The 19512-nt window shown below is 68.3% G+C and carries 18 protein-coding genes; 5 read left to right on the forward strand and 13 right to left on the reverse strand.

Annotation, left to right across the window (positions count from 1 at the left end):
- Positions 1-18: 18 nt before the first annotated feature.
- The 4 genes from KHB019_RS13180 to gabT form a co-directional block, all read right to left on the reverse strand.
- Positions 19-1575: an APC family permease gene (locus KHB019_RS13180; protein ID WP_337459172.1), complete on the reverse strand. Its 1557-nt coding sequence runs from the start codon at positions 1573-1575 to the stop codon at positions 19-21.
- Positions 1572-2477, reverse strand: a complete 906-nt coding sequence (locus KHB019_RS13185; RefSeq protein ID WP_337459173.1) for a universal stress protein — start codon at positions 2475-2477, stop codon at positions 1572-1574. The genes KHB019_RS13180 and KHB019_RS13185 overlap by 4 nt, the downstream gene beginning before the upstream one ends.
- Positions 2474-3859: a flavin monoamine oxidase family protein gene (locus KHB019_RS13190; protein ID WP_337459174.1), complete on the reverse strand. Its 1386-nt coding sequence runs from the start codon at positions 3857-3859 to the stop codon at positions 2474-2476. Before KHB019_RS13190 ends, KHB019_RS13185 begins: the two co-directional genes overlap by 4 nt.
- Positions 3860-3944: 85 nt before the next feature.
- Positions 3945-5306 carry a 4-aminobutyrate--2-oxoglutarate transaminase gene (gene gabT / locus KHB019_RS13195; RefSeq protein ID WP_337459175.1) on the reverse strand — a complete coding sequence of 454 codons (1362 nt, stop codon included), beginning with the start codon at positions 5304-5306 and terminating at the stop codon, positions 3945-3947.
- Positions 5307-5362: 56 nt separating this feature from the next.
- Between gabT and KHB019_RS13200 the strand changes: the two genes are divergently transcribed.
- Positions 5363-6928: a PucR family transcriptional regulator gene (locus KHB019_RS13200; protein ID WP_337459176.1), complete on the forward strand. Its 1566-nt coding sequence runs from the start codon at positions 5363-5365 to the stop codon at positions 6926-6928.
- Between the two features lie 30 nt (positions 6929-6958).
- Here KHB019_RS13200 and KHB019_RS13205 read toward each other — a convergent pair whose 3' ends face one another.
- Complete coding sequence (locus KHB019_RS13205) at positions 6959-7789, reverse strand: hypothetical protein (protein WP_337459177.1); 831 nt, start codon at positions 7787-7789, stop codon at positions 6959-6961.
- 76 nt (positions 7790-7865) lie between these two features.
- Here KHB019_RS13205 and KHB019_RS13210 point away from each other — a divergent pair, with 76 nt between their 5' ends.
- Entirely contained in the window at positions 7866-8300 is a 435-nt protein-coding gene (locus tag KHB019_RS13210; RefSeq protein ID WP_230104182.1) for a GNAT family N-acetyltransferase, read from the forward strand.
- Positions 8301-8307: 7 nt separating this feature from the next.
- Here the strand turns inward: KHB019_RS13210 and KHB019_RS13215 are convergent, their stop codons facing one another.
- Positions 8308-9759, reverse strand: a complete 1452-nt coding sequence (locus KHB019_RS13215) for a helix-turn-helix domain-containing protein (protein WP_230104183.1) — start codon at positions 9757-9759, stop codon at positions 8308-8310.
- 159 nt (positions 9760-9918) lie between these two features.
- Between KHB019_RS13215 and aceB the strand changes: the two genes are divergently transcribed.
- A complete protein-coding gene (gene aceB / locus KHB019_RS13220; RefSeq protein ID WP_230104184.1) occupies positions 9919-11589 on the forward strand; it encodes a malate synthase A in 1671 nt (556 codons plus the stop codon).
- A 142-nt stretch (positions 11590-11731) separates the two neighbouring features.
- Here the strand turns inward: aceB and KHB019_RS13225 are convergent, their stop codons facing one another.
- Positions 11732-13456, reverse strand: a complete 1725-nt coding sequence (locus tag KHB019_RS13225) for an acyl-CoA dehydrogenase (RefSeq protein WP_337459178.1) — start codon at positions 13454-13456, stop codon at positions 11732-11734.
- 102 nt (positions 13457-13558) lie between these two features.
- Between KHB019_RS13225 and KHB019_RS13230 the strand changes: the two genes are divergently transcribed.
- Entirely contained in the window at positions 13559-13993 is a 435-nt protein-coding gene (locus KHB019_RS13230) for a hypothetical protein (protein ID WP_230104187.1), read from the forward strand.
- Between the two features lie 39 nt (positions 13994-14032).
- Positions 14033-15232: a pyridoxal phosphate-dependent aminotransferase gene (locus tag KHB019_RS13235; RefSeq protein ID WP_337459179.1), complete on the forward strand. Its 1200-nt coding sequence runs from the start codon at positions 14033-14035 to the stop codon at positions 15230-15232.
- Positions 15233-15357: 125 nt separating this feature from the next.
- Here the strand turns inward: KHB019_RS13235 and KHB019_RS13240 are convergent, their stop codons facing one another.
- The 6 genes from KHB019_RS13240 to rplQ form a co-directional block, all read right to left on the reverse strand.
- Positions 15358-15756, reverse strand: a complete 399-nt coding sequence (locus KHB019_RS13240; protein WP_337459180.1) for a VOC family protein — start codon at positions 15754-15756, stop codon at positions 15358-15360.
- Positions 15757-15785: 29 nt separating this feature from the next.
- Complete coding sequence (locus KHB019_RS13245) at positions 15786-16922, reverse strand: UDP-N-acetylmuramate dehydrogenase (RefSeq protein ID WP_337459181.1); 1137 nt, start codon at positions 16920-16922, stop codon at positions 15786-15788.
- Between the two features lie 17 nt (positions 16923-16939).
- The gene (locus tag KHB019_RS13250; RefSeq protein ID WP_337459182.1) at positions 16940-17338 is read right to left on the reverse strand and encodes a MaoC/PaaZ C-terminal domain-containing protein; all 399 of its coding nucleotides are present in this window, start codon (positions 17336-17338) and stop codon (positions 16940-16942) included.
- Positions 17335-17796, reverse strand: a complete 462-nt coding sequence (locus KHB019_RS13255) for an FAS1-like dehydratase domain-containing protein (protein WP_337459183.1) — start codon at positions 17794-17796, stop codon at positions 17335-17337. Before KHB019_RS13255 ends, KHB019_RS13250 begins: the two co-directional genes overlap by 4 nt.
- A gap of 65 nt (positions 17797-17861) precedes the next feature.
- The gene (locus KHB019_RS13260) at positions 17862-18659 is read right to left on the reverse strand and encodes a sulfite exporter TauE/SafE family protein (protein ID WP_325470644.1); all 798 of its coding nucleotides are present in this window, start codon (positions 18657-18659) and stop codon (positions 17862-17864) included.
- A 122-nt stretch (positions 18660-18781) separates the two neighbouring features.
- Positions 18782-19480, reverse strand: coding sequence for a 50S ribosomal protein L17, sunset domain variant (rplQ, locus tag KHB019_RS13265; protein WP_325470643.1), 699 nt, complete (start codon positions 19478-19480; stop codon positions 18782-18784).
- Positions 19481-19512: the final 32 nt, after the last annotated feature.

Here is a 19512-nt window from a genome sequence, read left to right on the forward strand (position 1 = left end):
TGGGGGTGAACAGGTCTTCTATCGGCGGCGCAGACTGGCCGGAGCATCCATTCCGAGGGTCTCCCCGCGGAAGAACGCCGGGCGCTTGATCGCCTGCCAGATCATGATGACGATGCCGAGCGCGATCACCGTGACGCCGAGGATGAACACGAGGCCGACGCCGCCGACGTTGGATCCGCTGCCGTAGTCGGGGTTCATGCTGTCGACGAGCGTCATCACGAACAGCGCGGCGAGGATGACGCCGCCGACCAGCGGGAACAGCAGGGTGAACAGAAACATGCGCGTCGAGTCGAACCACTGCTTGCGGAAGTACCAGACGCACGCGAAGGCCGTGATGCCGTAGTAGAAGCAGATCATCATGCCGAGCGCGGTGATGGTGTCCCAGAGCACGTCCTCGCTGACGAACCGCATGATCGCGTAGAAGGCGGAGGCGACGATGGATGCGACGATCGTCGCGTAGCCGGGCGTGAAGAAGCGCGGGCTCACCTTGGCGAAGCTGTCCGGCAGAGCGCCGTAGTGGCCCATCGCCAGGAGCGTGCGGGCAGGCGAGACGAACGTCGACTGCAGCGACGACGCCGAACTGGTGAGGACGGCGAGCGAGACGAGGAACGCGAGCGGTCCGAGTACTGGTCCGGAGAGGTAGAAGAAGACATTGCTCTGAATGTCTTCGTTGCCGAGTCCCAGCTCACCCGTGCCGATGCCGGCGAATGACAGCAGCGCGATCGAGAGCAGCAGATACAGGACGACGATCGTGATGACCGTGAGAGTCGCCGCGCGGCCGGGGGTCTTCTCCGGGTCCTTCGTCTCCTCGTTCATGGTGAGGGTGACGTCCCATCCCCAGAAGATGAAGATCGACAGCGAGAGCCCGGCGACGATCGCGCCGACCGATCCCACCGCGAACGGGTTGAACCAGCTGATGTCGATCGGACTCGCGTCGAAGGCGTTGCCCTGAGCCACCTGCACGAATGCGGTGATCGAGAAGATCAGCAGCACGAGCACCTGGAACCCGACCAGGAAGTACTGCAGCTTCTGCGTGGTCTGCATGTCGCGGTACGAGATGAGCGTCGCTCCGAGCATGAACAGCAGGCAGACGGCGACGTTGATGAACGGGTTGAAGGCGAGTTCCGCGATCGTGCCGGGGTTGCCGGCGATCTGGTCGATGAGCAGGAAGAGGAACTCGACGGCTATGCCGGCGAGATTGGAGAGCACGAGGATCGTGGCTGCGATCAGTCCCCAGCCGGCCATCCACCCCACCCACGGTCCGAACGCGCGGGCGGCCCACGTGAACGATGTGCCGGAGTCGGGCATGGTGCGGTTGAGCTCGCGGTATCCGAACGCGACGAGCAGCATCGGGATGAAGCCGATCAGGATGATCGCGGGCACCTGGAACCCGACCTCTGAGACGGTCGGGCCCAGCGCCGCGGTGAGCGTGTACGCGGGGGCGATGCACGAGATGCCGATGACGACGGCGCCGATGAGGCCGACCGTCCCCGCGCTCAGGCCCTTCTGGGAGAGTCCACCGGTGACGGGAGCCGGTTCGTCGGTGCTCGGCACCGGCTGGGGTGTTGTGCTCATGTGCGGTCTCCTTCGACCTTGCCATCGACGGCACCGATGCCGGTGCGTGGCACGACGATCATGGGTACGGGGAGGACGTGCAGCATCTTCGCTGCCGTCGACCCGAGGAACAGCCGGCGCGGCTGAGCCAGCCGGCTGGATCCGACGAGGATGACCTCGCCCGGCAGCCACGCCAGGTGCGAGACGGCATCCTCGACGCTGTCTCCTGGGGCCTGCTCGACGGTGGCGGCGACGCCGGCCGGCAGAGCCTCCTGCGCCGCGGCGAGCACCTCGTCGGCGTGCGAACCCGCGACGACACGGATCGCGCCGGTGTCGAGCCCGGGCGGCACGTCGAACGGCACGAGCGAGACGAGACGGAGCGCGCTCGCGCTGTCGGCGGCGAGCGCCACCGCCTCGTCGAGCAGCACGTCGGCTCCTGCCCTGGTTCCCAGGGCTGCGGTGATCCGCGGAACGGCCGCATCATCCGCCTTCGCCGTCCCCGAGGGGGCGAGCGCGACGGGGATCGGCGAGGAGTGCAGCAGTGCGGATGCCACCCCTCCCAGCCTGTGACGTCCCAGAACGGCGCCGGTGGCAGCTCCGACGACGATCAGTCGTGCGCCGAACTCCTCGCCCGCTGCGATCAGCCCCTCGGCGAACGACTCGGCGAATCGCACGTGGCCGCTGCGGGTGAGATCCTGCGGGAGTTCGGTCATCGCCTCGGCGAGCCACTTCTTGCCCTGATTGCGGATGACGTCCTCGTAGGCGCGCTCGGGTGGAACGGCCGCACTGCGGGTGCCGTCGGCCGGGAGCACGATCACGAGGTGCAGTCGAGCGTCGAGACTGCGGGCCAGGCGGGCACCGAGGGCCGCCGCATCCACTCCTGATTCCGTCGCGGTGTACCCGACGACGATCGCGCCGCTCATCGCGAGGTTCCTGCCGTGGCGGCGGCCGAGCGACTCGCCTCGACGATGTTCGAGGCGACCAGGTGGCCCATGCGGATCGCGCCGTCGACGTGCTGGTAGCCGGCGCCGGCGAGGTCGCTGCACGCGAAGTGGATCGGTCCGACCGGTGTGCGCAGATCTGCTCCGTAGCGGTGCAGGCCGCCGAGGTCGAAGCTCGCAGCGTACGCGCCTCGCGTCCACTCCTCGCTTCCCCAGTCGCTCTCGTAGTACACCACCGGGTTCATCGCCTCGGGTCCGTAGTAGTGGGACAGCGACTCGAGGATGCGCTGCTTGCGGTCCTCGGCCGACATCGCGAAGACGTCGTCGGCGTTGCGATCGCTCACGAAGCCGACGAGGGTGCCCCGTTCATCGCCGTGGTTGGTGTTGTCGTAGGCCTCGTGCGACAACTCGTACGGGCTGAACGCCGTGCCGCTGAGTCCCTGCTCCCGCCAGAACGGACGGTCGTAGACCGCGTGCACCTTGATGACGAAGCCCATCGAGAGATGCTGGTGCAGCTGGTGCTGACGCCGCGGCATCGGGGGGATGAACGAGATGCGGTTGTAGAGGACGGGTGCGTGCGCGAGGATCGCGAACCGGGCGGTGACGGTCAGGTCGTCCGTGGTCGCGGTCACGCCGTCCTCGCCCCATTGCAGGGAACGGACGGGCTGGCCGAGGTGCACGTCGTCACCGAGACGTTCGGCGAGCAGCAGCGGAACCTGCTGCAGACCGCCGACCACGCGCTGGTCGAGGATGAAGTCGGCGTCGACGAGGTTCGAGTACGAACCGGCGGATGCCGCCATCAGCAGCGACTGCAGCAACGAGAAGGCATGGGTGGGCTTGGTCAGCATCGCGGAGCCGGTGGCGAAGGCGAGGTTGCGCACGGCCTCGTCGTCGTCGGTCTGCCGGCGGAGCCAGGCGTCCCAGGAGATCTCGTCCCACTCGGCCGCGTTCGGATGCTCCCACGGCCTGTCCGGGTCGATCTCGGCGACCATGGCGTCCAGCCGGTCCGTGATCTCGGCGATGACCTTCTCGGTCTCCGCCGTCACGGGGAACATCTCGCCGGTGAACCGCGCGGCGACACCATCAGGGCCGACGTACACGCTGTCGCCCTCGCGGTAGCGGCTGAAGGTCTCCAGGCCCAGCTCGTCGATCGCGTCCTTGAGCGCGTCCTGGTCCGGCGAGACCCACTGCCCGCCGATCTCGAGCATGGCGCCGTCGATGACGTCGGTCCACAGCCGGCCCCCGACGCGGTCGCGCGCTTCGAGGACCGCCACGGACAGTCCTGCCTTGCGCAGGTCGTTCGCCGCGGTCAGACCGGCAGCACCCGCTCCGACGATGAGCACGTCACGTGTGATCTCAGCCATTTGCAACTCCTTCGTTGTCGTGCCGCTTCGTTGTCATGCCGGTCGCGGCTCCGGAATCCCCCGATCCTGCCGCGACCGGACGGTGTCAGGCTGCGGCGAGTGCCGCTGCGATGATGTCGAGCCCTTCGCTCAGCAGTTCGTCGCCGATGGACAGCGGCGGCAGGAAGCGGATGACGTTGCCGTAGGTGCCGCAGGTCAGGACGATCACGCCCTGGGCGATCGCGGACTTGGCGACGGCTGCGGTGAGCGCCGCATCCGGAGCGTTCGTCTGCGGGTCGACGAACTCGGCGGCGATCATCGCGCCGTGTCCTCGGACGTCCCCGATGCGGGCGTCGGAGGCCTGCAGCTCGCGCAGACGCCCGCCGAGGAGCTCGCCGATCTGCTGCGCTCGCTCGATCACACCGTCGTTCTCGAAGACGTCGATCGCGGCGAGGGCAGCTGCGCAGGCGATCGGGTTGCCGCCGTACGTGCCGCCGAGACCGCCGGCGTGCGAGGCGTCCATGATCTCGGCACGACCGGTGACGGCAGCGAGCGGGAGGCCGCCGGCGATGCCCTTGGCCGTTGTGATGAGGTCGGGTTCGATGCCGAAGATCTCACTCGCGAACATGTGACCGGTGCGGGCGAACCCGGTCTGCACCTCATCGGCGATGAAGACGACGCCGTTCGCTGCGCACCAGGCGGACAGCGCGGGCAGGAAGCCGTCGGCGGGCACGACGAACCCGCCTTCGCCCTGGATGGGCTCGATGATGATCGCGGCCAGGTTGTCCGCGCCGATCTGCTTCTCGATCTGCAGGATCGCTCGTGCCGCGGCGTCGGCGCCGGAGAGCCCGTCGCGGAACGGGTACGACATCGGAGCCCGGTAGACCTCGGGGGCGAACGGACCGAATCCGCTCTTGTACGGCATCGATTTGGCCGTCAGCGCCATGGTGAGGTTGGTGCGGCCGTGATAGCCGTGGTCGAAGGCGACGACGGCTTGGCGGCCGGTGTGCTTCCGCGCGATCTTGATCGCGTTCTCGACGGCCTCGGCTCCCGAGTTGAACAGCGCGGTCTTCTTGGCGAAGTCGCCGGGGGTGAGCCGGTTCAGCGCCTCGGCCACCTCGATGTACGACTCGTACGGCGAGATCATGAAGCAGGTGTGCGTGAACTGGGCGACCTGCGCGGCGACCGCGGCGGCGATCTTCGGATGGGCGTTGCCCACGGTCGTGACGGCGATACCGGATCCGAGATCGATGAGCGAGTTGCCGTCGGCATCCACCACGACTCCCCCGCCGGCTGCCACCGCGGCGACCGGAACGGTGTGTCCGACCCCGGCGGGCACGGCCTCCGCCTTGCGAGCGAGGATCTCGGCCGAGCGCGGCCCTGGCAGGTCGGTGACCAGGCGACGCTCCTGAGGGAGGTCGGGTCCGCCGAGGGGAAGAGCTGGGGCGTCCGTGTCGAGAAGGGCCATGTTCGCGAGCGTAGACCGGACGATGCAGCCTCGCACTCGCCGCCCAGTACAATTTCTTGAATCAGTTCGCCGCTTTGTACAAGCACATCGAACCCTCGGAGGATGCCGTGGACCACCCCACCCTGCGTGCACTGCTCGGGCGCCGGGACCTCGGTCTTCGGCTCGTGGGAGACGAGGCCGAGCTGGACGACGGCGCGCTGGATCAGCCGCTGCGGTGGGTGCACTCCTCCGACCTCGTCGATCCCACTCCGTTCCTCGCCGACGATCTCACCCTGCTCACCACCGGCAGTCAGTTCACCGACGACGACGCAGACGAGTACGTCGCCCGACTCGCGGCGCGCGGAATCCTCGGGCTGGGCTTCGGCACCGGGGTGCGGCGTCCGCAGGTTCCCGACCGGCTGATCGATGCATGTGCACGGGCGAGCATCCCGCTGTTCGAGGTGCCGTACGACACCCCGTTCATCGCGATCGCTCGCGCCCATGCCGAGGCGATCGCCGCCCAGACCTACGCCAGACGAACCTGGGCGCTGGACGCGCAGCGTGCTCTCGCCGTCGCGGCGCTCCGGCCGCGCGGCTTGGAGTCCACCCTCACCGAGCTCGCCAGGAGACTCGAACACTGGGTCGGGATGTTCGACGCGACCGGACTGCTGGTGCACGAGCATCCGCACGAGGCGCTGCACCCGGACGACCTCGCCGGCCTGACCGCGCGGGCGACCGAGCTCATCACCCGAGGAGGCCAGGCAGGGCAATCCCTGACGCTCGGAACCGACTCGTTCACCCTCTTCACTCTCGGCCGCACCGGCCACCTGCGCGGGGTGATCGCCATCGGGACCGCCTCGCTCGACGCCGAGGCGCGCGCTGTCGTGACCTCCGTGATCGCGATGGCCGGGCTCGCTCTGGAGCAGAACGAGCAGCTCGACCGCAGTCGGCGCCGCCTGCGGTCGCAGGTGCTCGCCTCGCTTCTGCTTGACGATCCGACCCTCGCGCGCCGTGTGCTGGGCTCCGTTCCTCCCGCACCGATCATGATCGCGATCGCGGATGCGGATGCCCCCGCCGACGCGATCGCGGACTGGTGGGAGCGCCGGCGGGCCGAGTACGGCACGGCGGTGTTCGGCGGAATGTCGGACGCCGGGATCACGATGGTCGTGTCCGCCGAAGACGTCGGCCTCTTCGACGAGCTCGCCGAACGTTTCGGCATCCGGCTCGGGGTATCGGGCCCTGTGGGGTACGGCGCGTTCTCTCGCGCGCACGCCCAGGCTGCCGCAGCCCTCCGGCACGCCGTGGGGCGCGGTGCCGGAGACAGCAGCGGCGTGCGGGCTGTGCGCTACGCCGACACGGTGGCGACGAGCATTCTCAGCACTCTCGTGACGGACGACGCGCGATTGGTGGCGGAGTCGCGGTTGGCTCCGATGCGGGCCGACGGACGGGAGCTGGAAGCATCGCTGCGCACCTGGCTGCAGCACGACGCGCGATTCGAGTCGGCCGCCGCGGAGCTCGGCATCCATCGACACACGCTGCGTTCACGCGTGACGCAGGCGAGTCGCCTGCTGGACACGGATCTGTCGACGTTCCCGGCACGCGCCGAACTATGGGCGCTGCTGCAGGCGTCGCCCGCCTCCTGACCCCGCGCTGGGAGGGGGGGATGGCACGAGTCAGCCGCGTGCGGCGCGGGTGCGCGCGAACAGCACGCGTACGCATCCCCAACCCATAACGGCGACTCCGGCCACGACGAACACGACGCCGAGCAGCCACATCGCGTCCTCCCAGTCGAAGTAGCCGTACGACATCGAACGCAGGAAGCGCCCGAGGTCCTCCGGGAACTCGAGGATGCTGCCGCCGTCGCCGAACACCCAGAGCACGATGCCCAGCGTCGTCGCGCCGAGCCCGACGAAGACGAACGCAGTGATCGACATGCGGTTGCCGACCTCGACCTTCTCGAGGTGCGAGCCATGTGCGGCGATGTGCGGAGCACGGATCGAGATGATCGGCAACACGATGATGAGGGCGATGCCGAGCGGGATGCACATGCCGACGACGTAGCCGCCGAAAGGCACGAGAAACAGCTGCGAGGCGATTCCCTCGTTCCAGTAGTAGTGGAAACCGCTGTTCCGCGACTCGGCCTCGGCGATCGCGGCACCCACCCCCGGAAAGGCGACGGCGATCAATTGGATCAGTCCGACGGGCACCGCGACGAACGCGGGCGCGAAGAAGCACGCGGAGACGAGCCTCAGCAGCACCGTCGCGATCGACGCCAGCTTCTTCCATGCGATCTCGAGCATGCACCATCCGGCGTATATGCCGGGAGCCGCGACGACGAGGTTGCCCGCGAAACGGTCGCCGTCGGCATCCGTCATCGAGTCGAAGACGCCCCACGTGCCGCCCGCGACAGCGGCGACCAGCACGACGAGGTTGAGGCCGGTCAGAAGCGACCTTGTCTCTTCCCGCCAGAGATGTGCATCCGTATCGGCAGCCTGTTCCGCCATGGCATCCCCTCCCGAGTCACGACCTCGACAGGCTATCGCGGCTGGTGGGGCAGGTCGCGAGGCTAGGGTTGCGTACGTGAGTTGGATCCTCCGCCCGAGCGTCGTCGCCGACGCGGAGTGGATCGCCGAGCTGCGTGCCGTCGTTCTGCGCGCCGATCTCGAGCGACTCGGGCGCTTCGATCCGGTGCGGGTTCGGCACCGATTCCGCGCGGCGTTCGACCCGGCGGTGACCCACGTGATCGTGGTCGACGGTCGAGAGGCGGGATCGATCGCACTCCGGCCCGCCGATGACGGGATCTGGCTCGAGCACTTCTACCTGGATGCCGCGCTGCAGGGGCACGGCATCGGAAGCGGCATCCTCGCATCCGTTCTCGACGCACCAGACACGTTCCGTCTGAACGTGCTGCAGGGCAGTCCGGCGCGACGCCTTTATGAACGTCACGGATTCGAACCGGCATCCGAGGACGAGATCGACGTGTTCATGGTCCGACCGTCGCGAACCGACCGCTGATACCGCCTCAGCGCGGCGCGTGCGCCTCGAGGAACTCGTACACGTCGGTGGTGTCGACACCCGGGAACGATCCGGTGGGCAGCGTGGCGAGCAGAGTGCGCGGGGTCTTGACGTTCGGCCAGGACTGCTCGCGCCAGCGCTCCTCCAAGTCTGCGGGCGCGCGGCGGCAGCACACCTCGACGGAATGCTTCGAGACGCCGCGGTGTGTCGTGTCGCGCCCGACGAACCACTTCGTGTCGTCGAAGCGCACGCCGACGCTCACCGAGTGCAGACCTTCGCTGGATGCCTCGACGCGAGCCGTGCACCAGTACGTCCCGTTGCCGGTGTCGGTGTACTGGTAGTACGGGTTGAAGCGGTCGTCCTCATCGAAGACGACCCGGCTCGTCCAGCGGCGGCAGCACATCTGCCCCTCGATGGAACCCAGACGGTCTGTCGGGAAGTTCACGTCGTCATTCTCGTACGCCTTCGTGATCGTGCCCGACTCGTGCACCTTGAGGAAGTGCACGGGAATGTCGAGGTGCCGGGTGGCGAGGTTCGTGAAGCGGTGCGCCGCCGTCTCGTACGAGACCGAGTAGGCGTCGCGCAGGTCCTCGATCGAGATCGCCCGGCGGTCCTTCGCGGCCTTGAGGGTCGGCACCACGTGGGCCTCGGGGATGAGCAGGGCCCCGGTGAGGTAGTTCGTCTCGACGCGCTGACGAAGGAACTCGGCGTAGCTGTGCGGTTCGGCGTGCCCGAGCATGCGGCTCGACAGCGCCTGGAGGACGGCGGTTCGCGCATCGCCCTTGGCCGGGATGCTGCTCGAGAGATACAGCCGCCCGTTGGCGAGGTCGGCGACGCTGCGCGTCGTCTGCGGCAGGTCTGGGGCGTAGTGCAGCGTGAACCCCAGATAGGCGGCGATCTCGGATGCCGTGCGCTGGGTCAGCGGGCCCCCGGGGTGCCCGACCGCGGCGAGGATCTCGGCGGCCTTCTTCTCGAGGTCCTCGAAGTGGTTGTCCTGGCTGCGCATGAGGTGGCGCAGCTCGACGTTCGCGCGGCGCGCTTCTTCCGGGGTCGCCGCGCGCTCGTCCTTCAGGCGATCGATCTCGCCGTGCAGCGCGAGCAGTGCCTTGAGCGCATCCGTCGGCATCGTCTTGGAGATGCGGAACGGCTCGATCCCGAGGGCCTGGAACGTCTGCCCCTTCATCGCGCGCTCGAGCGCGATCTCGGCGGCGCTGCGCTCGTCGAGCGGCTCGCCCTCGAGTAGAGCGTCGATCGTGACTCCGAGGGCGCGCGCGATGGCCTGCAGCTGCGTGAGCTTCGGCTCGCGCTTGCCCGTCTCGATCATCGACAGCTGGCTCGGGGCCCGGTCGACGGCTGTGGCGAGATCGTCGAGCGTCATCCCCCGCGACGTTCGGAGCTGGCGGATGCGACGACCGATCGTGAGGGCGTCGGTGTCTTCTGCGGCGTCAACGGCGGTCATGCGGCCGATTCTGTCACGAAAGCAGAATATTGAGAATTCTTCACCCCGAAAATGTCCAGTGGCGGTGCTGATCTTCACTCAGAGTGGGTGTCAAGCCAGTCATATCGCGAGGCAGACCCGCCCCATTCTCGACACAGACACTCGCAAAGGACCACGATCATGACCACTCCCACCGCTCCCCCGACCACCGCCGGCCCGACGACCGAGCCCACGCAGACGATCCAGCAGGGGCCGACCCTCACGGTCACCGGTCCGATCCGCGATCGGTTCGACGAGATCCTGACGCCCGACGCGCTCGCGTTCCTCACCGAGCTGCACCACCGCTTCGCGCACCGCCGTCACGATCGGATGGCCGACCGCCTGCGTCGGCGCTTCGAGATCGGCAGCGGGCACGACCCGCACTTCCGAGACGACACCAAGCACATCCGCGAGGACGCCGACTGGCGCGTCGCCGGTGCCGGCCCTGGACTCGAGGACCGCCGTGTGGAGATCACCGGCCCCACCGACCCGAAGATGACGATCAACGCGCTGAACTCCGGAGCGAAGGTGTGGCTCGCCGACCAGGAGGACGCCACCAGCCCGACCTGGAACAACGTCATCGGCGGCCAGCTGTCGCTGCGCGACGCCATCAGAGGCGAGCTCAGCTTCACCAACGATCAGGGCAAGACCTACGAGGTCACCGCCGAGCAGACGCCGACCATCGTGATGCGTCCGCGCGGCTGGCACCTGGTCGAGAAGCACCTCACCTTCATCGATCGCACGGGCCGCAGCATGGCGGCATCCGGATCGCTGATCGACTTCGGCCTGTACTTCTTCCACAACGCGAAGGAGCTGATCGAGGCGGGCCGCGGCCCGTACTTCTACATCGCCAAGCTCGAGTCCAGCGAAGAGGCGAAGCTCTGGGATGACGTGTTCACGTTCGCCGAGGAGTACGTCGGAATCGAGCACGGCACGATCCGCGCGACGGTGCTCATCGAGACGCTGCCCGCGGCGTTCGAGATGGATGAGATCCTCTACGAGCTGCGCGACCACTGCGCAGGGCTCAACGCCGGACGCTGGGACTACATCTTCTCGATCATCAAGAACTACCGCGGTCGCGGCGCACGCTTCGTACTCCCCGACCGCAGCGAGATCACGATGACCGTGCCGTTCATGCGCGCGTACACCGAGCTGCTGGTGCAGACCTGCCACAAGCGTGGCGCTTTCGCGATCGGCGGCATGAGCGCGTTCATCCCGAACCGACGCGACCCCGAGGTGACCGCGAGCGCGATCGAGAAGGTCTCCGCCGACAAGAAGCGCGAGGCCGGCGACGGCTTCGACGGCACCTGGGTCGCGCATCCCGACCTGATCCCGACGGCTCAGGCGGAGTTCGACGCCGTGCTCGGCGACCGGCCGAACCAGATCGACCGGCAGCGCGAGGACGTCCGTGTGACGGCCGAGCAGCTGCTCGACCTGCGCATCGGGCGACCGATCACCGCACAGGGCGTGCGCGACAACGTCTCCGTGGCGATCCGCTACATCGAGGCGTGGCTGCGGGGTCTCGGCGCGGTCGCCATCGACAACCTGATGGAGGATGCCGCGACCGCGGAGATCTCGCGTTCGCAGGTGTGGCAGTGGATCCACCAGGACCGCTCGACCGACGACGGTACCCGCATCACCCCGGAGTACATCGAGGGGCTGATCGCCGAGGTGCTGGCGCAGACCACGCGGTCGGTGGGCGACCGTTTCGACGATGCCGCCGAGATCTTCCGCGAGGTGTCGCTGGGCACGGAGTTCCCGGCGTTCCTCACGCTGTCGGCCTACTCGAAGTTCCTGGTCGAGGAGGACTGACCCCGAAGCACGCGCAGCCCACCGGGCACAACTTCGGGCCCCCGCGACGACACGCCGATGCAGGCGACCACTGCATCGGCGTGTCGGACGCGTAATCCGAAGTTGTGCCCGGTGGGCTGCGTCGGCCTGGCGGGCTGCGCGGTCAGGCGATCTCGCCCGCGGCGACCGTCTCGGCCAGCGCGTGCACGCGGACCAGGTGGTGGGCTGCGTAGAAGTCGGCGTCGGTGAGGCGCGCGGCATCCTCGTCGCGCGGCGTCTGGTGTGCGACGACGGCGACGACGGCGAGCGCGTGCATCCAGCCGCCGGCGAGCGTGCCAAGCAGCATGAGATACGGGACGCTGACGGCAGAGGCATCGCGCCCGGCCCCGAAGCCCAGGAGGGCGTCGGTGGCGGTGCGTGCGGCATCCACCGCTCGACCGAGCCGGTCCGCGACACGGACGGCGACCTCGCCACCTGCCGCGCGCAATGCTGCGACCGTCGCGTCGATCTGTGCGAACAGCGCGCTCACCGTCCCTCCCTGGTCGCGCAGCACCTTGCGACCGATCAGATCGTTCGACTGGATCGCCGTCGTGCCCTCGTAGATGGGGATGATGCGCGAGTCCCGGTAGTGCTGGGCAGCGCCGGTCTCCTCGACGAAGCCCATGCCCCCGTACACCTGGATGCCGTCGCTGGTGACGCGCAGCGCCTCTTCGCTCGCCCATCCCTTGAAGATCGGGACGAAAAGCTCGGCCATCGCCAGAGTGGCATCGTCATCGCCTGCACGATCGAACAGGTCGCCGACGTGGACGGCGAGCGCCCGCATCGCGAACACCCGGCTCGACATGGACCGCAGGATACGACGCACATCCGGGTGCTCGGCGATCGGCGTCCCGGCGGGGCGGCCCTGGACCGGTCCCTGGAGCCGACCGGCCGCGTAGGCAGCCGCGCCCTGGAGCGCCCGATCCGAGATGCCGGTCGCCTGGTGCCCCATGCCCACCCGAGCCGAGTTCATCATGACGAACATCCCCGCGAGGCCGCCGTGCAGCTCGCCGACGAGGTAGCCGGTGGCGTCGTCGTACGACAGCACGCACGTGGGGCTGGCGTGGATGCCGAGCTTGTGCTCGATCGCGATGGTCTCGATGCCGTTGCGGTCTCCGAGCGAGCCATCGGCGTTCACGAGTACGCGCGGCGCGACGAAGAGCGAGAGGCCCTTGGCGCCTTCCGGCGCACCGGGGGTGCGCGCGAGGACGAGGTGGACGATGTTCTCGGCGATGTCGTGGTCGCCCCAGGTGATGAAGATCTTCTGGCCGCTGATCGCGTAGGTGCCGTCTTCTCGCGGCGTGGCGGTGGTGCGGATCGCGCCGAGGTCGGTGCCGGCCTCGGGCTCGGTGAGGTTCATCGTGCCGGTCCACTCGCCGCTGACGAGTTTGGTGAGGTAGGTCTCGCGCAATTCATCGGATGCCGCGGCGTCGAGCGCGTGGATGGCTCCGGCACCCAGCATCCAGCACAGCGCGAAGGCCATGTTGGAGGCGTTCCAGACCTCGCCGAGGCCGGCGCCGACCGACTCAGGGAGACCGTCGCCTCCGGCGGACTCCGGGGCGGTCGCACTCACCCATCCCGATTCGACGAGCGCCTGGTACGCCTCGGCGAAGCCGTCGGGCAGGTGCACCTGGCCGTTCTCGAGGCGCGCGCCGACCTGGTCGCCCTGCCGGTCGAGCGGAGCGAGCACCGAGGCTCCGAACTCGCCGGCACCCGCGATGATCTCGACGGCGTCGTCGGCGGTGATCGCTCCGCCGGATGCCTCGGCGACGATGTCGCGGCCGAACGCCTCCCGGTAGAGGAAGGCGTAGTCCGCGGTCGGCGGGATGTAGGGGGTGGCAGCGCTCATCGTTCACTCCTGATCAGGTGTTGCGAGACTGAGAACCAGTGTAACTGGAACTCAGTCTCACAACCAGGGCCGCATGACCTCCGACGGGCGTACCCTGGGCGCATGAGCACGGTCTGGGATGACATCGCCGCGGAGTTCCTGCATCTCTACAAGCGAGGAGCGCGCCTCCTCGCGGTGGCCGGAGAGGATGCCGAGCGCTCCCGCAGTGCGGCCGACGACCTGGCAGCCGCGCTGATCGCCGCCGACCAGACGGTCGAGCGGATGCACACCGCCGACGGCGACGAGCAGAGGCTCCGGGATGAGGTCATCGCTCCGTTCCGCGCCGACCCGCAGACCGATCGCATCGTCATCGTGTCCGGACCCGCCGATCTCATGAGTCAGAGCGTCAGGGGCCTGTGGAACTACCTGCTGTGGCAACTGGCCGGAGACGAGCAGCCGCACAGCGCGGCATCCGCCCTCGTCGACGTCACCGACCCGGCGAATCCGACCAGGCGATTCGCCGACTACTGCGCGCTCCCCTCGTCATACGGCGCCTGAGCCCGACGGCCGCGGACGCAGCCGAGTACCATCTGAGGTGTGACCGAACGCGCTCCTCTCTCCCGCAAGCTGTCCGCCATCGCCGAATCGGCGACGCTCAAGGTCGATGCCAAGGCCAAGGCGCTCAAGGCCGAGGGCAAGCCCGTCATCTCTTACGCTGCCGGCGAACCCGATTTCGCGACGCCGCAGTTCATCGTGGATGCCGCAGCAGAGGCCCTCGCCGACCCGGCGAACTACCGCTACACCCCGGCCCCCGGCCTGCCGGCGCTGCGCGAGGCAATCGCGGCGAAGACCCTGCGCGACTCAGGGCTCGAGGTTTCCCCCAGCCAGGTGATCGTTACCAACGGCGGCAAGCAGTCGGTTTATCAGGCCTTCCAGGCTGTCGTGAACCCGGGCGATGAGGTGCTGCTGCCCGCTCCGTACTGGACGACCTATCCCGAGGCGATCCGTCTGGCCGACGGCATCCCGGTCGAGGTCTTCGCCGGTGCCGATCAGGACTACAAGGTCACGGTCGAGCAGCTCGAGGCCGCTCGCACCGAACGGACCACCGTGCTGGTGTTCGTCTCGCCGTCGAACCCGACCGGCTCGGTCTACACGACCGAGGAGACCACGGCCATCGGCGAGTGGGCGGTCGAGCACGGCATCTGGATCATCTCGGATGAGATCTACCAGAACCTCACCTACGAAGGCGTGAAGGCGACGTCGATCGTCGAGGCGGTCCCGGATGCCGCCGGCCAGACGATCCTCGTCAACGGCGTCGCCAAGACCTACGCGATGACCGGTTGGCGGGTGGGCTGGATGGTCGGCCCCGCGGACGCGATCAAGGTCGCCGGAAACCTGCAGTCGCACCTGACGAGCAACGTGAACAACGTCGCCCAGCGCGCGGCGATCGCGGCGCTCAGCGGCCCGCAGACCGAGGCGCTCGCGTTCCGCGATGCGTTCGATCGTCGTCGGAAGCTCATCGTGTCCGAGCTCTCGAAGATCGACGGGGTCCGTGTGCCGAACCCGCTCGGAGCGTTCTACGTCTACCCCGACGTGCAGGGTCTGCTCGATCGCACGTGGGCGGGCAAGACCCCCACCACGTCGCTGGAACTCGCCGACCTCATCCTCGACGAGACCGAGGTCGCTGTGGTGCCCGGCGAGGCGTTCGGCCCGTCCGGATACCTGCGCCTGTCGTACGCACTCGGCGACGACCAACTGCTCGAGGGCATCCAGCGCCTGCAGCAGCTGTTCGCGTAGTCCGCGCGTTCATCTGCTTCGCCGAGCCCCCGTCTTGCTGTCGACACCCCGTCGTATCGTCGTGCGCACGACGGGGGCTCGGCGCTAAGACGGGGGCTCGGCGCTCGGAATGTGCGGCGCCCGGATCAGGATTCCTGGTAGCCGATCAGCCAGTGGACGCCGTAACGGTCGGTGACCTGCCCGTCGTAGTCGCCCCACGGGCGCTTCTGAAGCGGGCCGGTGATCGTGCCGCCGTCGCCGAGCGCGGCGAACCACCGCTGCAGCGTCGCGGCATCCGCGGTTCCGAGCAACGAGAAGGTCGCGCCGGAGATCTGCACGGCATCCTGATCTCCCGCGGCATCCGAGCCGAAGATCTCGACGGCGCCGCGCACCAGGCCGTGCGCTATCGCATCGCCCGGTCCGTCGGTGCGACCGAACTGTTCGTACGTGAACAGCTCCATCTCACCGCCGAACACATCGCGATAGAAGGTCAGCGCCTCGGCTGCGTTGCCGGGGAAGAACAGGTACGGCACGAGTCCACTCATCCCGCGAGTGTAGACCCAGTGGTCTCAGTTCAGAGTTCGACACCCACCAGGACGGGCTCCGGTTGGAGCAGCAGCCCGAACTCGGAGTGCACACGCGCCTGGATGTAGCGCGCGAGTTCGGCGAGTTCCGCGCCTGTCGCATGACCGCGGTTGGTGAGCGCCAGAGCGTGTTTCGTCGAGATCCCGGCGCGCGACCGCGGCAAGCGGAAGCCCTTCGTGATGCCGGAGTTCTCGATGAGCCACGCGGCGCTGACCTTCACTTCGGGGCGCACGGTCTGCGTCGGCGGGACGTAGCCGTCGAACGATTCGAGCGGGATCACGGTCGCGGCATCCAGGTCGGGGGCTACCTGCCAGCGCGGGCACGCGGAAGGCAGCTGCGCCGCGACGACCTCGGGGACGATGAGGTTCTGGAAGAACGAACCTGCGCTGCTCGTGTCCGGATCGTGGGGGTCGAGGAGCATGCCCTTGGCCGCGCGGATCGCGAGGATCTGTTCGCGCACCCGGGCGAGCGGAACGGTCTCGTCACCGGTGATTCCGAGCGCGCGACGCAGCTGGTCGCCGCCGATCGCGCGCCCCGTCTCGCCGACCTCGGCGAGATCGAGGGTGACCGACAGGATGACGGCCCGCCGGATCGGCGCTCCCCCGTAGTGGTGCTTGAGCACGGAGGTCCGGAATCCCAGCCCCAGCTCGGATGCCGGCGCCGTCGACACCTCGCCGGTGGACTCGTCGATCAGCTCGACCTCGACGAGCGTCTCCTGGATCTCCTGGCCGTAGGCGCCGACGTTCTGTACCGGAGCCGCGCCCACGGTTCCGGGGATGCCGCTCATCGCCTCGATCCCGGCGAGACCGTGCTCGACGGTGTAGGCGACGAGATCGTCCCAGTTGTGCCCCGCCTGAACCCGCACCCGGACGCGGCCCGCGTGCGGGGAAGCGAGGCGCTCGATGCCCGTGGTGAGGATGCGGATGACCGTGCCGTCGAAGGGCTCGTCGCCGACGAACAGGTTCGACCCTCCCCCGAGGACGAACCACTCCTCGTGGCGCGACCACACCTCGCGCAGCGCGTCGACGAGCTGGTCGGTGGTCGTCGCATCCAGCATCCGCTCCGGGGCGGCACCGGTGCGCAGGGTCGTGAGCTCAGCGAGCGGAATCGGGGTGATCTCTGCCATCGGGTCTCGGCCGCTTCTCAGAGCGCGACGCGCAGCTGCGCCTTGACGAGCACGGTCGTGTCGACGTGCTTCACAGTGAGGTCGATACGCGCAGAGGCGTCATCGACAGCGCCGACCTTGGCGAGCACCGAGACGTCGGCGCCGTTGTCGGGGTCGACGACGACGGGGCGGGTGAATCGCACGCCATAGTCGGTGATCTTCGCGTCGGCGTCGAGAGCGGCGACCACGACGGACGATGCGAGACCCATCGTCAGCATCCCGTGGGCGAGGACGCCCGGCAGGCCGACGGAGGCCGCGACGTCGTCGCGGTAGTGGATCGGGTTGAAGTCTCCCGATGCACCGGCATAGCGGACGAGGGACTCGCGGGTGAGGTGGACGGTGCGCTCGGCGATCACGTCTCCGACTTCATACGTCATGCCGCTGCCTCCTCATCGTCGGAGCCGACGAGCAGGACGCTCGTCGCGGTGACGACATGGTCACCGGCGGCATCCGTGATCTCGGCTTCGCTGGTGATCATCGCGTTTCCCGCCATCATGCGGATGCCGGTGACCTTCAGCTGCCCGGTGAGCTCGTCACCGGCGACGATCGGCTTCGAGTAACTGAACTTCTGCTCGGCATGGATGGTACGGGCCAGCACGATGCCGGAGTCCGGCTCGGCGAGAAGCTGCTGGAGCGTGAGGTCCTGGATGACCATCGCGAAGGTCGGAGGCGCCACGACATCAGCGTGGCCGAGGGCGCGCGCGGCCTCGACGTCGGTGTGCAGCGGAGCGTCGGCGAAGACGGCGCGGGCGAACTCGCGCACCTTCTCGCGGCCGACCAGGTACGGCGGTGTCGGCGGGAACTCCCAGCCGATCAGTTCGTTGTTCACAGGCACCAGACGAGTCTACCGAGCGGATGCCGCGGCAGTCTGTGCGGGCGGCCGTGGAAAGGTGCGGAGACTCAGCGGCGCCGAGCGCGCAGCGCCTTGATCGCCATCTGCACGGCGATGAACGCCAGGTACGCGGCGAAGAGCATGTTTCCGAGGAACGGGTCGATCAGGGTGGCGAGCCACGCGCCGAGCGCCGTCATCGTGCACGCGGAGACACCGATGATGCCGGCTGCGAGCAGGTCGACGTTGCGGTGGCGGAGGTTGCCGATCGTCCCGGAGATCGCTGTGGGGATCATCATGAGCAGTGACGTCCCCTTCGCCTCGAGATCGCTGGTGCCGAAGGCGAGCATCAGGACGGGAACGACGATGACGCCGCCGCCGACGCCGATCAGCCCGGCGATGATCCCTGTGCCGACGCCGACGAGCGCGAGCGCTGCGCCGTTGATCCAGCCGAGTTCGAACACGGCATCACGCGACGGGATCACCAGGAACAGGCTGACGATCACGATGACGAGGAATCCGACGAAGCCCCATCGGAGGGCGCTCTGCGAGATCCGAGGGAGCAGGCGCGTGCCGATCTGCGCGCCGATGACGGCGCCGACGGCGAGGATGAGGGCGGGGATCCAGGCAACAGAACCACTGACCGCGTACGAGATAACGCCGACGCTGGCCGTCGGAACGATCGCGGCGAGTGAGGTGCCGGCGGCCAGGCGCTGGTCGAAGTGCAGCATCAGCACGAGCAGCGGGACGATGACGGTGCCGCCACCGACTCCGAAGAGTCCGGAGAGCAGGCCGGCGATCAGGCCGATGATGATGAAGGTCAGGTACGCGCGGGGGCCGCGGACCCTTGCATCCTGGATTTCACTCACTCGCGCAAGCCTAGCGCGGGCAGCATCCTCCCCCGCGTCGACGGCGCCGGCGTGGACTCGCCGAGTACGCGAGAAGGCCCGCCCATCCCTGATCGGGATGGGCGGGCCTTCTGCGCGGTGATTTACTCGCCGGCCTCGGTGAAGCCTGCAGCCTGGGCAGCCTCAGCGGTGCGGAACCACACCTCGGCGACGGTCTGCTCGTACCACTGGCCATCGGGGCGGTGGAACTTCATGGAGTCCTTGTTGCCCTTGATGTCGAAGCCCTCGGGGGCGGAGCCGTCCTCGTTCGCGGGAGCGGAGTCCGCACCGAACTCACCGTCGACGAGTGCAGCGGCGGCCACGGCCTCAGCGGCTGCGCCCTCCTCCTGCGACTCGGCACCGGCGTCAGCGGCATCCTCGGCGGGCTTCTCGGCCTTGGGGGCCTTCTCAGCCTTGGGTGCGGCCTTCTTCGCCTTGGGGGTGACGGGCTCGAGAACGAGTTCGATCACGGCCATGGGGGCGTTGTCGCCCTTACGGTTGCCGACCTTCGTGATGCGGGTGTAGCCACCCTCGCGCTCGGCGACAAGCGGCGCGATCTCGGCGAAGAGGACGTGGACGGCCTCCTTGTTGCCGAGGATCGACAGCACGCGGCGGCGCGCATGCAGGTCGCCGCGCTTGGCGAACGTGATCATGCGCTCAGCGAGCGGACGCAGGCGCTTGGCCTTGGTCTCGGTCGTCTTGATCGACTTGTGGGTGAACAGTGCCGATGCGAGGTTGGCAAGCAGCAGGCGCTCGTGGGCGGGGCCGCCTCCGAGGCGGGGTCCCTTGTTGGGCTTAGGCATATTCGTCTAACTCCTGGTCAGATATTCGGGAA

The sequence above is a fragment of the Microbacterium sp. KHB019 genome (assembly GCF_037285405.1).
Taxonomy (GTDB): Bacteria; Actinomycetota; Actinomycetes; order Actinomycetales; family Microbacteriaceae; genus Microbacterium.

What these genes read in the sequence shown, in the direction of transcription:
- KHB019_RS13180 (WP_337459172.1), bottom strand. Translation starts at nt 1,575, where the DNA reads ATGAGCACAACACCCCAGCCGGTGCCGAGCACCGACGAACCGGCTCCC.
- KHB019_RS13185 (WP_337459173.1), bottom strand. Translation starts at nt 2,477, where the DNA reads ATGAGCGGCGCGATCGTCGTCGGGTACACCGCGACGGAATCAGGAGTG.
- KHB019_RS13190 (WP_337459174.1), bottom strand. Translation starts at nt 3,859, where the DNA reads ATGGCTGAGATCACACGTGACGTGCTCATCGTCGGAGCGGGTGCTGCC.
- gabT (WP_337459175.1), bottom strand. Translation starts at nt 5,306, where the DNA reads ATGGCCCTTCTCGACACGGACGCCCCAGCTCTTCCCCTCGGCGGACCC.
- KHB019_RS13205 (WP_337459177.1), bottom strand. Translation starts at nt 7,789, where the DNA reads ATGGCGGAACAGGCTGCCGATACGGATGCACATCTCTGGCGGGAAGAG.
- KHB019_RS13215 (WP_230104183.1), bottom strand. Translation starts at nt 9,759, where the DNA reads ATGACCGCCGTTGACGCCGCAGAAGACACCGACGCCCTCACGATCGGT.
- aceB (WP_230104184.1), top strand. Translation starts at nt 9,919, where the DNA reads ATGACCACTCCCACCGCTCCCCCGACCACCGCCGGCCCGACGACCGAG.
- KHB019_RS13225 (WP_337459178.1), bottom strand. Translation starts at nt 13,456, where the DNA reads ATGAGCGCTGCCACCCCCTACATCCCGCCGACCGCGGACTACGCCTTC.
- KHB019_RS13230 (WP_230104187.1), top strand. Translation starts at nt 13,559, where the DNA reads ATGAGCACGGTCTGGGATGACATCGCCGCGGAGTTCCTGCATCTCTAC.
- KHB019_RS13240 (WP_337459180.1), bottom strand. Translation starts at nt 15,756, where the DNA reads ATGAGTGGACTCGTGCCGTACCTGTTCTTCCCCGGCAACGCAGCCGAG.
- KHB019_RS13245 (WP_337459181.1), bottom strand. Translation starts at nt 16,922, where the DNA reads ATGGCAGAGATCACCCCGATTCCGCTCGCTGAGCTCACGACCCTGCGC.
- KHB019_RS13250 (WP_337459182.1), bottom strand. Translation starts at nt 17,338, where the DNA reads ATGACGTATGAAGTCGGAGACGTGATCGCCGAGCGCACCGTCCACCTC.
- rplQ (WP_325470643.1), bottom strand. Translation starts at nt 19,480, where the DNA reads ATGCCTAAGCCCAACAAGGGACCCCGCCTCGGAGGCGGCCCCGCCCAC.